General features: G+C 64.8%; 12 protein-coding genes and 1 pseudogene. 5 read left to right on the top strand and 8 right to left on the bottom strand.

What is annotated here, in order from left to right:
• The gene (locus tag ABIB66_RS27060) at positions 1-789 is read left to right on the top strand and encodes a 3-hydroxybutyrate dehydrogenase (RefSeq protein ID WP_275172253.1); all 789 of its coding nucleotides are present in this window, start codon (positions 1-3) and stop codon (positions 787-789) included.
• A gap of 45 nt (positions 790-834) precedes the next feature.
• Here the strand turns inward: ABIB66_RS27060 and ABIB66_RS27055 are convergent, their stop codons facing one another.
• The 3 genes from ABIB66_RS27055 to ABIB66_RS27045 form a co-directional block, all read right to left on the bottom strand.
• The gene (locus ABIB66_RS27055) at positions 835-1,659 is read right to left on the bottom strand and encodes a sulfite exporter TauE/SafE family protein (RefSeq protein ID WP_275172252.1); all 825 of its coding nucleotides are present in this window, start codon (positions 1,657-1,659) and stop codon (positions 835-837) included.
• Between the two features lie 197 nt (positions 1,660-1,856).
• Positions 1,857-3,224, bottom strand: a complete 1,368-nt coding sequence (locus tag ABIB66_RS27050; protein WP_354209451.1) for an oligosaccharide flippase family protein — start codon at positions 3,222-3,224, stop codon at positions 1,857-1,859.
• A 246-nt stretch (positions 3,225-3,470) separates the two neighbouring features.
• Positions 3,471-4,310, bottom strand: coding sequence for a protein-disulfide reductase DsbD domain-containing protein (locus ABIB66_RS27045; RefSeq protein ID WP_354063050.1), 840 nt, complete (start codon positions 4,308-4,310; stop codon positions 3,471-3,473).
• A gap of 142 nt (positions 4,311-4,452) precedes the next feature.
• Between ABIB66_RS27045 and ABIB66_RS27040 the strand changes: the two genes are divergently transcribed.
• The gene (locus tag ABIB66_RS27040) at positions 4,453-5,097 is read left to right on the top strand and encodes a YqgE/AlgH family protein (protein ID WP_275172249.1); all 645 of its coding nucleotides are present in this window, start codon (positions 4,453-4,455) and stop codon (positions 5,095-5,097) included.
• A gap of 154 nt (positions 5,098-5,251) precedes the next feature.
• Here the strand turns inward: ABIB66_RS27040 and ABIB66_RS27035 are convergent, their stop codons facing one another.
• Both ABIB66_RS27035 and ABIB66_RS27030 read right to left on the bottom strand, forming a co-directional pair.
• Positions 5,252-6,139, bottom strand: coding sequence for a TauD/TfdA dioxygenase family protein (locus ABIB66_RS27035; RefSeq protein ID WP_027570245.1), 888 nt, complete (start codon positions 6,137-6,139; stop codon positions 5,252-5,254).
• 191 nt (positions 6,140-6,330) lie between these two features.
• Entirely contained in the window at positions 6,331-7,110 is a 780-nt protein-coding gene (locus ABIB66_RS27030; protein WP_354101103.1) for an SDR family NAD(P)-dependent oxidoreductase, read from the bottom strand.
• Positions 7,111-7,208: 98 nt separating this feature from the next.
• On the opposite strand from ABIB66_RS27030, the gene ABIB66_RS27025 reads away from it, so the two are divergent.
• Together ABIB66_RS27025 and ABIB66_RS27020 are read left to right on the top strand one after the other, a co-directional pair.
• Positions 7,209-7,946, top strand: coding sequence for an SDR family NAD(P)-dependent oxidoreductase (locus ABIB66_RS27025; protein WP_354063055.1), 738 nt, complete (start codon positions 7,209-7,211; stop codon positions 7,944-7,946).
• A 73-nt stretch (positions 7,947-8,019) separates the two neighbouring features.
• The gene (locus tag ABIB66_RS27020) at positions 8,020-8,394 is read left to right on the top strand and encodes a CsbD family protein (RefSeq protein WP_027515488.1); all 375 of its coding nucleotides are present in this window, start codon (positions 8,020-8,022) and stop codon (positions 8,392-8,394) included.
• A gap of 165 nt (positions 8,395-8,559) precedes the next feature.
• Here ABIB66_RS27020 and ABIB66_RS27015 read toward each other — a convergent pair whose 3' ends face one another.
• Both ABIB66_RS27015 and ABIB66_RS27010 read right to left on the bottom strand, forming a co-directional pair.
• The gene (locus ABIB66_RS27015) at positions 8,560-10,254 is read right to left on the bottom strand and encodes an SGNH/GDSL hydrolase family protein (protein WP_354209447.1); all 1,695 of its coding nucleotides are present in this window, start codon (positions 10,252-10,254) and stop codon (positions 8,560-8,562) included.
• Between the two features lie 203 nt (positions 10,255-10,457).
• Positions 10,458-11,855, bottom strand: a complete 1,398-nt coding sequence (locus tag ABIB66_RS27010; protein WP_354209445.1) for a lytic murein transglycosylase — start codon at positions 11,853-11,855, stop codon at positions 10,458-10,460.
• Positions 11,856-12,058: 203 nt separating this feature from the next.
• On the opposite strand from ABIB66_RS27010, the gene ABIB66_RS27005 reads away from it, so the two are divergent.
• On the top strand, positions 12,059-12,934 hold the full coding sequence (locus ABIB66_RS27005; protein WP_007599884.1) for a UTP--glucose-1-phosphate uridylyltransferase: 876 nt from the start codon (positions 12,059-12,061) through the stop codon (positions 12,932-12,934).
• Positions 12,935-13,086: 152 nt separating this feature from the next.
• Here the strand turns inward: ABIB66_RS27005 and ABIB66_RS27000 are convergent.
• A pseudogene (locus ABIB66_RS27000) lies at positions 13,087-14,578 on the bottom strand (sensor domain-containing diguanylate cyclase).
• Positions 14,579-14,620: the final 42 nt, after the last annotated feature.

Genomic DNA, 14,620 nt, shown 5'->3' with positions numbered 1-14,620 from the left:
ATGGGTAGTTTGTCAGGCAAGAACGCCGTCGTGACCGGGTCGACCAGCGGCATCGGGCTCGCCTATGCGCGCGCCTTCGCCGCCGCCGGTGCCAATGTCGTCATCAACGGCTTCGGCTCGCCGGAGGACATCGAGAAGGAGCGCGCCAAGATCGAGTCCGATTTCGGCGTGAAGGCGGTCTATTCGCCGGCTGACATGACCAAGCCGGCCGAGATCGCCGGGATGATCGCGCTCGGCGAGAAGAGTTTTGGTTCGGTCGACATCCTCGTCAACAATGCCGGCATCCAGTTCGTCTCGCCGATCGAGGAATTCCCGCCGGAGAAATGGGACCAGATCATCGCGATCAACCTGTCCTCGGCCTTCCATGCCATTCGCGCCGCCGTGCCCGGCATGAAGAAGAAGGGCTGGGGCCGCATCATCAATACCGCTTCCGCGCACTCGCTGGTCGCCTCGCCCTTCAAGTCGGCCTATGTGTCGGCCAAGCACGGCATTGCCGGCCTGACCAAGACCGTGGCGCTGGAGGTCGCGACCCACAAGATCACCTGCAACTGCATCAGCCCCGGCTATGTCTGGACGCCGCTGGTGGAGAAGCAGATCCCCGACACCATGAAGGCGCGCAATCTCACGCGCGAGCAGGTCATCAACGACGTGCTGCTCGACGCGCAGCCGACCAAGGAGTTCGTCACCTCCGAGCAGGTCGCAGCCCTCGCGCTGTTCCTGTGCGGCGCCGATGCGGCGCAGATCACCGGCACCAACCTGTCGATCGACGGCGGCTGGACCGCGGAGTAGAGCGCGACCGCCGGCGAATGGCGGAGCCGAGCTCCGCCATTTCGTTCAGTGCGTCCACGCCAGCGCCGTCTCGAATGCCGAGGACAGGTGCAGCTCCGCGAACATGATCTTGCCGGCGACCACGAACAGCACGCTGGCAAGCGTCAGGCGCAGCACTGTCTCGGGCACGCGCGTTGCGCTGAAGCTGCCGACGACGATGCCGGGCAGTGAGCCCAACAGCAGCACGCCCATCAATGCCCAATCCACGTCGCCAAGCGCCCAGTGCCCCATTCCCGCGATCAGGGTCAGCGGGACCGCATGGGCGATGTCGGAGCCGACGATGGTCGCCATCGGCAGGCGCGGATAGAGCAGCAGCAGAACGGTGACGCCGACCGCGCCGGCGCCGACCGATGAAATCGAGACCAGCACACCGAGCACGATTCCGGTGACGACGGTCGCGATCGCCGTGGTGCGGTCATCGACCTGCTCCAGGCGCCGGCGATAGCGCTCCATGATCGATCTGCGGAAGATCAGCGAGGTCGCAGTCAGCAGCAGTGCGAAGCAGAGCACGAGGTTGACGAGATTGCGCTCGGAATCGCTCTTGAGGTCGAGCTTCCACAGCACCAGCAGCGTCAGCGCACTCGCCGGAAGACTGCCGCAGGCGAGCCGCAGCACCGCCGGCCAGTGCACGCTGCGCGACCAGCCATGCACCACGCTGCCGCCGGTCTTGGTGGCGGCGGCATAGAGCAGGTCGGTGCCGACCGCGGTCGATGGATGAATCCCGAACAGCAGGATCAGCAGCGGCGTCATCAGCGAACCGCCGCCGACGCCGGTCATCCCGACCAGCAGGCCGACGCCGAAACCGGAGGCGACGTAGAGTGGATCGATCATGTCCAGGGAATCTTAGGTTTATCTCGTCAGTTGGGCAATATGACGTAGAATAAACTTTCCCTGCGGCGCAACCATCTGGAAGCAATAAGAAAAATCTTGCTGTCCCTCCTGAACGGGCAGGAGTTTAGCCGCGCTCCTCGGCGTGCCGCGAAACGGTTGTTCCCCAGCGGAAGCGTGGAAGAGCCGGGGCGCTGGTCCTATTTCCCGAACGCCAGCACGTGCAGGCCGAGCCGCTGTCGCACGATCCAGAACAGCAGCACCGTCTCGAAGCTGAGCGAGATCGAGGTCGCGGCCGCAGCGCCGTGGCCGCCGAAGCGCGGCACCAACGCGATGCAGAGCACCAGGTTCATTGCAAAGGCCAGCGCATAGGCCAGCGCGCAGATCTTCTGCTGCCCGAGCATGTTGAGCAGCCGTTCGACCGGGCCGATCGCGGAGCGCACCACGAGGCCGATGGCGGCAACGAACATGATGTCGTAGCCGACCACGAATTGCGGCCCGAACAGCCAGAGCAGCGGCTTGCCGAGCGCGAGCAGCACCATGGTCGCCGCCAGCGACGGCCAGAACGTCCAGTTGATGGCATGCGCCACGTAAGCCGACAACCGCGCCTTGTCGCCGCTTGCGTTGTATTCGGCGAAGCGATGCGCTGTTGTCGCCGACATCGCGTAGTGGATGAACGAAACCAGCGCCAGCGTCTTCACCACGGCGAAATAGACCCCGACCTCGTCGGAGGGACGGAATTGCTGCAGCACCAGCACGTCGGTGTAGGACAGCAGCAGGTAGAAGCTTTCGACTAGCAGGATCGGCAGCGACACGGCGAGCCAACCGCCGATGTCGTAGGCCTTGGGGCCCGCCTCGATGTGACCGGCGAGCTTGCGGTTCAGCACCACCATCTGCCCGGTCATCGCGATCCACACCGCGCCGGCGCTCGCGATCATCGCGGCGACCGCGCCGAGATGATAGCCGAGCAGGAAGGCGCAGGCCGTGATGCCGATGATCAGCGCCTGGCGGATGATGAATTGCGGCATCAGGCCGAGCTGCATCCAGTCATGCGAGCGCGCGATGCCGTCCTGGGTATTGGCGACGACGAAGGCGGGCAGCGTCATGCAGCCAATATAGAGCGGCAGCTCTTCGGCCGGATCGATCCAGGGCGACAATAGTTTGACGAGACCGGCGAGGCCCAGCGACACCAGTGCGGAAACGGCAAAGGTCAGCCTGCGGCTGCCCGAGAGAAAGCCGCGCAACAGCGCATGCTCGCCACGGGCGCGGTATTCCGGAATGATCTTTTGCGCGGAGGCCGAGATGCCAAAATCCATCATGCTGCCGAGCAGCAGCACCCAAGTCCAGACATAGACATAGACGCCGTAGTCCGACGTCCCCATCCAGCGCGCGAGCAGGACCTGCGAGAAATAGGCAAGGCCCGCGCTGATCACGCGGATGACGAAGATGGTGCCGGCCAGCCGCCGCGTCAGCGATGCCTCGCTCGACCCGCCCGTCAATTTCTCGCGCAGCCGCGCGATGAGGCCGGCAGGTCCGGTCGTTGCGGGTTCTGCATCCATCACGGCCAATTCGAAGGGTCCCCAAGGCGCGCACGCGCATGCCGCGGCAGGCTTCTGCGCTAGCCTTGGGGATTAGCAACCATTCGTTAAGATTCGGTTGGGTGGAGTGTGTTGCAACCCCAAACGTCGTCCTGGCGAAAGCCAGGACCCATACCGCGTGATCTATCGGGAGGGATCGGGTAGCAGTTCCATACTAGGAATCTTCGCCAAACTACTCCCTGGGGTAATGGGTCCTGGCGTTCGCCAGGACGACAACTACTCCAGATTGGTGTTGAACTCGTACGACTTCTCCGGTCCGACCAGCGTGAACTTCAGCGCTGCGCCGTCGGGTTTGGCGCCGGGCGGCAGTCCGTCGAGTTCGAAAGAAAATCGCTTCACGCCCGGTGGGCTGGGCTCGACCGGTGCCGGGATGGGCAACGCCCAATCGGGCGTCGGGCCTTCCACGTACAGATTGACGGTGCGCGCATCCGGCGCGACCACGTCGACCACGACATTCTTGGGCCCGTCACGCTTGACGTCGCGGATGGTGAGCGGGTTGGGATCGCCGATGGTGGCAGGCTTCGGCACGGTGTCGAGCGCGGCACGCAGATTGGCGTCCTCGGTCGAGGCGACGCTGTTGAAGCCAAGCTCGGCGCGGGCCTCGACGGGGATGCACAGCTTTTCGCACACCGCATAATTGATCTCGGCGCGCAGCGTCACCGGCTTGTCGGCCGCCTTGGCGATGATACGCAAGGGCAGCACGATCTGGTCGTGATAGCCGATCGAATGGCCGCCCGCGCCGTCGTCGAATTTTTGTGGTGCCGGCCACATCACCGTCACCGCTTCGACATTGTCGGATTTCGAGAAATCGAAGCGCGGCGGAACGCCGGAATCGCCCGGCATGCGCCAATAGGTTTTCCAGCCGGGCTGGATCTGGAAGGCGATACCGCCGAGCAGGACGGCGCCGCTGCGCGATCCCGCAAGCAACCGCACCGCGGAATGTCCGTCGCGCTGCCACGGTGATGAATCGTCGGCATGGGCTGCAAGCGCCAGCGAAGACGCGAGCAGGGTTGTCGCGACGCCAATTGCCGCACGCAGGGGAACTCTTGTCAGCATGGTACGTCTTTACAGGGTCGCCCCGCGGCAAACCATTGAATTGCTTGTGATGGACGCACTTGAATCAAGTCCCTGAAAGCCTTGATTTGACAGCCGGCCGGCCCGACATCAGGATAGGAATTGAAACCGGAGTGCTTCACCGATGGCTCCCACAGGCAAGAGGACAGGCGAAGGCACCCGCAAGCCCGGCCCCGCGCTGCCCAGTTCGGCGGGCTACCTGGACGGCCAGTTGTTGATCGCCATGCCGGTAATGGGCGACGAGCGCTTCGAGCGTTCGGTGATTTATCTCTGCGCCCACTCCGCCGAAGGTGCGATGGGCATCATCGTCAACCACCCGGCCGGCAGCATCGATTTCCCGGAGCTGTTGCAGCAGCTCGGCATCATCAACAAGGGCGAGCACATCAAGCTGCCGGAGAATGCCGAAAGCATGAAGGTGCTGCGCGGCGGTCCGGTCGATACCGGCCGCGGCTTCGTGCTGCATTCCAGCGATTTCTACATCGAAAACGCGACGCTCCGCATTGACGACGGCGTCTGCCTCACCGCGACCGTCGACATCCTGCGCGCGATCGCCAACGGCTCCGGCCCCAAGCACGCCATCCTCGCGCTAGGCTATGCCGGCTGGGCGCCGGGCCAGCTCGAGACCGAAATCCAGAGCAATGGCTGGCTGCATTGCGACGCGGATTCGGATTTGATCTTCGGCGATGACGTCGACGAAAAATACGGACGCGCGCTGCGCAAGATCGGCATCGATCCCGGCATGCTCTCGAACGAGGCCGGGCACGCGTAGCGCCATTCTCGCTGTCGTGTATCACCCTCCGCTGTCATGCCCCGGCTTGACCGGGGCATCCAGTACGCCGGAGCGTATCGGCTCTATCACAACTGTCTCGGAATACTGGATCGCCCGGTCAAGCCGGGCGATGACACCGATTGCTGAGTAGCGCCTACTCCGCCGCCTGCTGCTGCACCGTCGGCTCCGTGCCCGCCACCGTCGCGCGGCGCATGTCGCGGGGCTGCGACTGGTCGTAGCGGCGGACGCGGTGCATGGTCTGGCGGTTGTCCCACATCACGAGATCATGCAGCGTCCATTTGTGGACGTAGACGAACTCGCTTTGTGTCGCGTGCTCGTTGAGATCGCGCAGCAGCAGCCGGCCCTCCGGGACGCTCATGCCGACGATCTTGCCGGCATGCGATGAGAGATAGAGCGACTTGCGGCGATGGACGGGGTGGGTGCGCACGAGGCGTTGCAGCACCGGCTTGAACATCTGCTTCTCGTCGTCGGTGTATTCGGTGAAGCCGAGCGATCCCCGCGAATACATCAGCGAGTGCTCGCAGACGAGGTCCTCGATCTCCGCCTTGGTCTCGTCGTCGAGCGCGTCATAGGCCGCGCGCATGTCGGCGAATTCGGTGTTGCCGCCCTTCGGGTTGAGCACGCGGGCGGACAGCAGCGAGAATTTTGCCGGGATGGGACGGAACGAGCTGTCGGAATGCCACAGACAGTTGCCGAGGTTGAACAGGTGCGCGCGACTGTCCTTTGCCAGCGGCTTGCCGTCCTTGCCGAGATTGGAGACGTCGTTCAGGCCCGATTGGAGCCGGTAGTCTTTTTCCTTTGTCACGGTGCCGCCGCGCGCGTCCTCGCGCTGGCCGAAATTCAGCGCAAAGGCCATCTGCTGTTCGTCGGTGATGTCCTGGTCGTGGAACACCAGCACCGCATATTTGTCCATGGCGGCTTCGATCTCGCGCGCCTCGGCCTCGGTGAGAGGTTGTCGCAGGTCGAGGCCAGAGACCTCGCCGACAAAATGTTTGTGAAGCTGCCGGATGGCGATCGTCATGACGTTTCTCCCGGAACCGCGAGCGGTTGGTCCCGCTCTGTTGAAGAAAAAAACTACTCCGGCGGCCGGCGATGTCAACGCTGGGCGCGCATGGCAGCCCGTAGCCCGGATGGAGCGAAGCGCAATCCGGGGCATCGTGCCGCGGAGAGACCTCCCCGGATTGCGCTGCGCTCCATCCGGGCTACAGCCGCTCAAGCATTGCGCGCCATCAGGCCGCCGTCGACAGGGATGACCGCGCCGGTGAGGAAGGACGCTGCCGGCAGGCACAGGCTCAGCGTCATGTGCGCGACCTCCTCGGGATCGCCGTAGCGGCCCAGCGCGGTGCGGCGTCTGGCGTAGATGGTCTTGTGCTCTTCCGAGATCCGGTCGGTGATGGCGGTGCGGATCGGCCCCGGGCAGATGCAGTTGACGGTGATGCCTTCGCGGCCGAGCTCCACCGCGAGCGAGCGGGTGAGGCTGGCGACGCCGCCCTTCGCCGCCGAATAGGGGCTGTGCAATGCGGTGGCGCCGAGCGCCTCGGTCGAGGCGATGTTAACGATGCGGGGGCTGTTCGACTTGCGCAAGTGAGGCAGCGCGGCGCGGATGATGCGCGGATGCGCCGTCAGCATCACCGCGATACCCCTAGCCCAGGCGTCCTCATAGGCCTCGTCGTCGATCGCGATGCGGACGGAGATGCCGGCATTGTTGACGATGATGTCGAGCCCGCCGAAATGCGCAGCGACGTCGCCGACCACGCGCTTGATCTCGCCGCCGTCGGCAACATCGAGCTTCCAGGCTTTCGCTCCTCCGCCGCTTGCCGCGATCTCCTTCGCCACGGCCAGCGCACCCTGCTCGTCATAGTCGGTGACGGCAACGTTGGCGCCCTCAGTGGCGAACACGCGTGCCGTCGCGCGTCCCATGCCGCTGGCGGCGCCGGTGACGAGAACAGTCAGGCCCTTCACGGACCGGCTGAGCTGTTTGAAATCGGACATGCTGTTTCCCTGTGCCATGCTTGTTCTTGTTGTGATTGACAAGGCTGTCATCGATCCGCAGACAGGTCAAACAAGCAAGACAATCGGGGAGGCCAGCGATGACGAACGAGCTCGATTTCTCAGGCAAGCAGGTGCTGGTTGTCGGCGGATCCAGCGGCATCGGCAACGGTATCGCGCAAGCCTTTCGCGTCAGGGGCGCGCAAGTTGCGGTTTGCGGCACGCGTGCTCACGCGAAGGAATATTCGCAAGAGGAAGGCTCGGATCTCACCGGTCTCTCCTACGCGCAACTCGACGTCGGCAATGCCGGAGCGGTCGAAGCGTTCAAGCCGTCGTTCGATCGGCTCGATATCCTGGTGCTCGCGCAGGGCGCGGTGCTCTATCGCCGCGGCGAGTTCGAGATGGCCGGCTTTCGCAAGGTCGTCGAGGTCAACCTGATGAGCCTGATGGCCTGCGCCACGCGCTTTCATTCCATGCTGCGGGACTCGCAGGGATCGCTGATCATGGTGTCCTCGACCGCGGCCTATCATTCCACCATGGGCAATCCCGCTTACAACGCGTCGAAGACCGGCGCGGTCGGATTGACACGGACGCTGGGCGAGGCTTGGGCCGAGGATGGCATCCGCGTCAACGGCATCGCGCCCGGTCTGGTCGACACCAAGATGACCAAGGTGACGACCGACAATCCCAAGCGGCTCGAAGGTGCACTTTCACGCATTCCGCTGCGGCGATTGGGCACCCCGGCTGACATGGCGGGCGCTGCGCTGTTCCTGGCATCGCCGCTGTCGTCCTACATCATCGGCCAGACATTGGTCGTCGACGGCGGGCTCATTCTCTGAGTCCAATTTCAAGTCAGATGGAACTGCGCCGCTCCTGATCGGTTACTTGGGCTGACCCCCGAGGAGGAGCATCATGGATAAAGATCGGATTGTCGGATCGGCCAAGGAATTCGCCGGACGCGCGGAAGGCGCTATCGGAGATATGGCCAGCGATACGCAGACACAGGCGTCCGGCAAGGCACGCGAAGCCGCCGGCACCGTGCAGAATCTCTACGGGCAGGCTAAGGATGCGGTACGTGACGCCACGGACACCGCGGCCAGCTATGCCAAGGACGCCTATGACAAGCCGGCCGAAACCTTGCGCGACGGTTCGCAGGCGATTGCCCAGAAGGTGCAGGACAACCCGATGGGTGCGCTGCTGGTCGCCGGCGGCATCGGCTTCGCGCTCGCGCTGCTGATGGCGCGGCCTTCGCGCCGCCCGCCGCCGCGCTGGCGCTATTACGGCTAAAGCCAACGCGCGATATACATCGGGCTCCGGACGCAGTGCGGCGTGTAACGCCGCGTTGCTGAGCCGGGGCCCATTCTTTTTGCGGCTGTCGGACACGCTGGGTCCCGGCTCTGCGCAGCTTTCACGCTGCAGCGTGTCCGGGACACGAGACCTCAGCTGAGAAAATTACCGGAACACTTCCGCCGATCGCCCGACGTTGCCAGGCGGCCGCGGGATCGCAGGGTTGGGATTCGGATTGCGCGGCGCCGGCGCCAATTGACGCGGCGGGGGCGGCGGCGAACCAAAGCCGAAGAAATCACGCATCGATGGCGCTGCCTGTGCCGGTTGCTGCGGCGCCGGTGGCTTCTTCGGCGCAAGCTTTGGCGGGGCGATCGCTGCGGCCGCACCCGGCGTACCACCATCGGGTGTCGTCGTGGCGACCGGCGTATCGCCCTTGGCCTGCTCGCGGCCGACTTCGCGGCGCGGCCAGGCATAATCGTCGGCGCGGCCGGCGGGCGCAGCCAAAGGCTCGCCCTTCACCATCGTCTTCGCAGCGAGCGCATCGACGGCGGCAGGACGTGAGCCCGGCCCACCCAGCAATTGATCGGTCGAGATCGAGGCCGCAACCAGTGGCACGATCGGGCCGGCCAGCGGCCGCGGCGCGGGCTTGCCGGGTTCGGCACTGGTGTCGGGGGTCGCCGGTTCGCTCGGCAGCGCGATCGGGCCGGAGCGCCCGGCGAGCAGGCGGGTGATCTCGCGTTCGACATAGTGGGCGAGCTTCCGCGCGCCGGGTTTGGTGAAATAGACGCCGTCACCGCTGCGGAGCTGACGGATCTGGCCTTCGAAGTCCGGGCCCTTCTGCAGGAAGCGGCCGGCCTCGTCGACAAAGCCGTCCCAGACGTCGACATAGGTGATGCCGGCCTTGGCCGCGCCTTCACGATAGAGCGAATCCAGGAACAGCATGTCCGCGGTGCCCTTGGGACCGCGGATCGCGGGCAGGCCGACCCAGAGCACCGGCACGCCCTTGGACTTGAGGACGTTGGCGAGTTCCTCGATCTTCTTGCCGTAGAGCTCGACCCAGCGCTCGTCGCGGAATTCGTAGAGGCCGTTCGGGTTGCGTGCGGTCTTCTCGGGCGCTGCGACCGCGGGTGCGTCGGCGTTGTCGGCATCATCCTGCGGCAGGTCGGCATCGGCCGGCTTGTCGTCCGGCTTCGCGGCGGTGTCGCCGGGCTTGGCATCGCCGGGCTTGGCCGGTGGTTTGCCGCGCGCGCCCTTGTCGTTCTTCTTGTCCTTGTCCGTTGCCTTATCCGATTTATCGGGCGCCGCCGCCTCGCGGATCGCGATGCGGTCGTTGAGGCCGAGCATCACCACGATCACGTCGGGCTTCTCGCTCTCGAGGATGCCCTTCGCAGCAGCCGTCCAGTCCGAGGGCTCACCCTTGGGCTGGTACTTGATCAGGCCGGACGTGGTCTTGTGCTTGCGTATCACCCCCATGTCGGGCTGCTCGGTGTAGGCGTCTTCGAGACCATAGGCGAGCCAGTCGGCCATGGCGTCGCCGATCACCAACACGTTCCTGTCGGGAATGGTGTCGCGCTTGGCCGGCGCCGGCGCGCGCGAAAAGTCCTGACGCGGTGCTTGCGGCTGTTGCTGCTGGAACGGCGCGAAGAAGTCGCCGCCGAACCATCCGCCGCCTCCACCTCCACCTCCGCCGTTCCGCGGCGGCGGCGGAGCCGCGCGCTGCGGCGGGCCGCCGAAGCCGGGGAAGTTGAAGAACTGCGCCGAGGCGGGTCCCGCGATCGAGACCAGAATCGCAAGCGCCGTCCCCAGCGCGATCAGCGGGCCGGTCTCGGTCAGCACCTTGAAAAAGGACTTCTTCGACATGCGATCTCGGCACGTGCAACGGGGATCGGGACAGGCTCGAATATAATAACGGAATCGGGCGCCAAACGGGCAGATTCTCTTTTCAGATTCTCTTCAGATACTGGGATCCTTGGCCCAAGATTATTGGCCCATACACGGTGAACCGCCGCCCCGGTCAAGGCTGCCGGCCAAAATCCCTGTTCAGGGTTACTTTCGGCGCGATTTTACCGCCCGCGCAGCCGGTCCAGCGCGTCGGAGGAGGCAAATCCATCCGCGGGGACCCCGATCGAGGCCTGGAAGTTGCGCAGGGCCTCCCGGGTCTGGCCGCCGAACTGGCCGTCGGGGGTGCCCTTGTAGAAGCCGCGCTGTGCCAGCAGTTGCTGGAGTTCCAGCCGCTCGGTCCGGGACAGCTCCCGTTCCTGCCGCGGCCAGGGCTGCACGAAGGGCTGGCCGCCGCGGAGGCGATCGGCGAAATGGCCGATCGCCAGCGCATAGGCCTCGGCCGGATTGTACTTCATGATGACCCGGAAGTTCTGCAGCATCAGGAAGCCCGGTCCCTGTGCGCCGGCCGGCGCCAGCAAATAGGCCTTCTCGGCCGGATGCGGGAAGGGCTGGTTGGTCGGGCGCTTGAGGCCGAGCTTCTCCCACTGCGCCACCGTCATCGCCTTGGCGCGGTCGGCCAGCATGTAGTTGAAGCCCTGGGGCACCACGACCTCGTAGCCCCAGGTCTGGCCGGCCTGCCAGCCGTCCTTCTTCAGATTGTTGGCGGTCGACGCAATCAGGTCGGAGGGATTATCGACGACGTCACGCCGGCCGTCACCGTCGCCGTCCACGGCAAAGCGCTTGAATGCGGTCGGCATGAACTGCGTCGGGCCGAAGGCGCCGGCCCAGGAGCCGCGCAATTGTTCGGGCCTGAGGTCGCCGCGGTTGACGATCTCCAGCGCGGAGAGGAATTCGTCCTTGAAGTAAGCCTGGCGGCGGCCGACGCAGGCGAGCGTCGCGGTCGATTGCAGCACGCTGCGGTCGCCCATCTGCGTCGAGTAGTTGGACTCGATGCCCCAGATCGAGGCGATGATGTAGCGGTCGACACCGGTGGCTTTTTCGGTGGCGTCGAACTGCGCCTTGTATTTGGCCAGAACCTCGCGGCCTTTGGCGAGGCGGTTCTCGTTCACGAGGATGTCGAGATAATCCCAGATCGACTTGGTGAACTCCGGCTGCGAGTCCATCAGGTCCATGATGCGCAGATCGGGCGCGAGCCCAGCCGTGAAGCGCTGGAAATTTTCCTGCGTGATGTTGCGCCGTGCGGCATCGGGCCACATGGCTGCGACGCAATTGTTGAAGTTACCGGCGGCCTCCCGGATCGCGGCGGCTGTCATCAGCGGATGGCCGGAGGCGCCGTCCTCGCCGGTCCAGGGTTGAACTCCCGTTTGAACGCCGCTGGGCCCGGGCGCTGCTTGCGAAGGCGCCGGGTTCGGGCCGGAGAAAATACCGCCGAACAGATTGGACAGTCCGTTCTGAGCCTGCGCGCCGGCGGGAAGCGGGAACAGCAGGGCGACCGCAATCATCGTCGCACCGGTCACGGACCCGCCCCGTTTTGCCAGCCCTGCCATTGATTGCATCATGTCCACACCTGTCCGGCCAAAATCCGCCCTCAGGAGGCCTGGCTACGGTTGCCAACAGCTTAACAAAGGTGAAATTTTGATGGTGGCCTTTTTCTTAACTCTGTGAGGATGAGGCCCCACATCCGCCTTTGTTGGCGGCTGCAAACAAGCTAGCAAGATGCCATTGCTCCCTTCACGTGTTCCTCAGGTATTCGATCAATCCCATGAAAATCCGCAAAGCCGTATTTCCCGTTGCCGGCCTCGGCACCCGCGTCCTGCCCGCCACCAAGGCGATGCCGAAGGAAATGCTGACGATCGTCGACAAGCCGCTGATCCAGTACGTCTATGACGAGGCCAGGGAAGCCGGCATCGAGCACTTCATCTTCGTCACCGGCCGCAACAAAAGTGTCATCGAAGATCATTTCGACCGGATGTTCGAGCTCGATGCGACGCTGGCCGCGCGCGGCAAGAAGACCGAGCAGGACGTTCTGGCGCAGAACCAGCCCGAAGCCGGCGCCGTCAGCTTCACCCGCCAGCAGGCGCCGCTCGGCCTCGGCCACGCGGTCTGGTGCGCGCGCGACATCGTCGGCAACGAACCGTTCGCGGTGGTGCTGCCCGACGAACTCGTGCTCAATTCGCCCGGCTGCCTGAAGCAGATGATCGACACCGCCAGCAAGCTCGGCGAAAAATCCAACGTCATCGCGGTCGAGCCGGTGCCCGACCATCTGACCCATCAATACGGCATCTGCGGCGTCGGCAAACGCACCGGCAAGATGTTCGAGGTCGACGGCATGGTCGAGAAGCCGGCCAAGGGCACCGCGCCCTCGAACCTTTCGATCACCGGCCGCTACATCCTGCAGCCGGAGATCTTCAAGATCCTGGAGACGCAGGAGCGCGGCGCCGGCGGCGAGATCCAGCTCACCGACGCCATGATCGGCCTCGCCAGATCGCAAAAATTCTACGGCGTCGAGTTCGAAGGCGAGCGCCACGATTGCGGCTCCAAGCCCGGCTTCCTCCGCGCCAACATCGCCTACGGCCTGAAGCGTCCCGAGTTGCGTGACGGGCTGATCGCGGAGATGAAGAAGTATCTGGGGCAGTAGTGATTGCAGTCGTCCCGGCGAAGGCCGGGACCCATACCGCGTGATCCATCGGTTGCGGCCGGTGGCAGTACCGAACGACGGGTCTTCGCTAAACTATGCCTTGTGGTTATGGGTCCCGGCCTTCGCCGGGACGACACCGAGGGCACAATCCCTCAAGCCACCAGCGAAAGCTTCGGCAGGCTCGCGACCACCGACTGATTGCGGCCGCCGGCTTTTGCTGCGTAGAGCGCCTTGTCGGCGGCGGCGACCAGCAGCGGCCAGTCCATGCCGGTGGTGGGAACGAGGCTCGCGATGCCGCAGGACACCGTCGAGCTCGTGTGGTCGTCGGACCATCCCTGCACCTTGGTGCGGATCTTCTCGGCGACATCGAGGGCGTCCGTGACCGAGGTGCCCGGCAGCAGCACGGCGAATTCCTCGCCGCCATAGCGCGCGGCGCAGTCGCCGGCGCGGCTCACCGAGTCGGAAATGCAGATGGCGATGCCGACCAGCACCTGATCGCCGGCCTGGTGGCCGAACGTGTCGTTGTAGGCCTTGAAGTGATCAGCATCGATCATCAAGAGCGCGATCGGCGTCTGCTGCCGCATCGCGCGGCGCCATTCGACGTCGATCACCTGGTCGAACTTGCGGCGGTTCTTCAGGCCGGTGAGCGCGTCGGTCGTCGCCATCTCCTCGAGCTTGCGCTCGGCCTCGGCGCGCCGGCCGATCTCGCGCGCGAGCACCAGCGTCCAGCATGAACAGGCTGAGCGCCAGGACCACGGCGCCGATGCGATAGGCTTCCCTCTGCCAGAGCTCGAACACGGCCTTCAGGGGCTTGCCTGCGACCACGAATAGCGGGCCGGTCCCACTGCTGCGGACATAGAGCCGCGGCGTGCCGTCGATCGGCCCCTGTCCGGCGAATGCGCCGCCGATCTTCAGATTTTCGGCCTTCCAGACCGGCCGGGCGGCCAGATTCGTGCCGATCACGTCGAGATCAAACGGCCGCCGCATCATGACGGTACGGTCGCGCTTGAGCACGGTGATGGTGTCGTCCGGATCGAGGCTCAGCCGCTCGAACAATTCGTGGAAATAGCTGAAGCGGATCGATCCGGCGACGACGCCGAGGAAGCCGCCGTCGGTGTCGCTGATGCGCCGGCTCAGCACGATCGAATAGGCGCCGCGGAACAGCATCGGCCGGCTGATGAAGAGCCCGGCTTGCGGATTGTCGCGATGGGCCTTGAAGTAATCCTCGTCGCTCCGGTTCTCGGCAACGGGATCAAGCGTCGAGGCGTCGATGGTCAGCCGGCCGTCGGCGTCGAACACCTGGATCGCGCCGAAATGCCTCGCCGTGGTCGCATGGTCGAACAGGATGAGGTGACGGATCGGCTTGGAGACCGTGGCGATTTCCGGCAGCAGCATGTTGCTGGCGACCGCCTTGAGGGCCAGATCGTAGATCTCGATGTTGCGGCTGACGTCGGACTCGATGGTCGTCGCCAGGTTTTCCAGCGTCTGGCGGGCGAGCGCCTCCTCGCCGCGGCGCATGTCCAGCATGACGTTGACGCAAATGGCGGAAAAGCCGATCACCGTCACCACGGACGAGATGATCAGCAGCTTCGCCGAAAGCCGCCATGGCCGGCGGGCCGTGACGTCGCGCCATCGAGACAACATCGTTTGCTCCCGACACCAGTGAATGCGCCCGAAAGCTTGAGT

The sequence above is a fragment of the Bradyrhizobium sp. F1.13.3 genome, from assembly GCF_040548265.1.
In the GTDB taxonomy this organism is placed as follows: domain Bacteria; phylum Pseudomonadota; class Alphaproteobacteria; order Rhizobiales; family Xanthobacteraceae; genus Bradyrhizobium.
This window is presented reverse-complemented; position numbering and strand designations above follow the sequence as displayed.

What these genes read in the sequence shown, in the direction of transcription:
- ABIB66_RS27060 (WP_275172253.1), top strand. Translation starts at nt 1, where the DNA reads ATGGGTAGTTTGTCAGGCAAGAACGCCGTCGTGACCGGGTCGACCAGC.
- ABIB66_RS27055 (WP_275172252.1), bottom strand. Translation starts at nt 1,659, where the DNA reads ATGATCGATCCACTCTACGTCGCCTCCGGTTTCGGCGTCGGCCTGCTG.
- ABIB66_RS27045 (WP_354063050.1), bottom strand. Translation starts at nt 4,310, where the DNA reads ATGCTGACAAGAGTTCCCCTGCGTGCGGCAATTGGCGTCGCGACAACC.
- ABIB66_RS27040 (WP_275172249.1), top strand. Translation starts at nt 4,453, where the DNA reads ATGGCTCCCACAGGCAAGAGGACAGGCGAAGGCACCCGCAAGCCCGGC.
- ABIB66_RS27035 (WP_027570245.1), bottom strand. Translation starts at nt 6,139, where the DNA reads ATGACGATCGCCATCCGGCAGCTTCACAAACATTTTGTCGGCGAGGTC.
- ABIB66_RS27030 (WP_354101103.1), bottom strand. Translation starts at nt 7,110, where the DNA reads ATGTCCGATTTCAAACAGCTCAGCCGGTCCGTGAAGGGCCTGACTGTT.
- ABIB66_RS27025 (WP_354063055.1), top strand. Translation starts at nt 7,209, where the DNA reads ATGACGAACGAGCTCGATTTCTCAGGCAAGCAGGTGCTGGTTGTCGGC.
- ABIB66_RS27020 (WP_027515488.1), top strand. Translation starts at nt 8,020, where the DNA reads ATGGATAAAGATCGGATTGTCGGATCGGCCAAGGAATTCGCCGGACGC.
- ABIB66_RS27015 (WP_354209447.1), bottom strand. Translation starts at nt 10,254, where the DNA reads ATGTCGAAGAAGTCCTTTTTCAAGGTGCTGACCGAGACCGGCCCGCTG.
- ABIB66_RS27010 (WP_354209445.1), bottom strand. Translation starts at nt 11,855, where the DNA reads ATGATGCAATCAATGGCAGGGCTGGCAAAACGGGGCGGGTCCGTGACC.
- ABIB66_RS27005 (WP_007599884.1), top strand. Translation starts at nt 12,059, where the DNA reads ATGAAAATCCGCAAAGCCGTATTTCCCGTTGCCGGCCTCGGCACCCGC.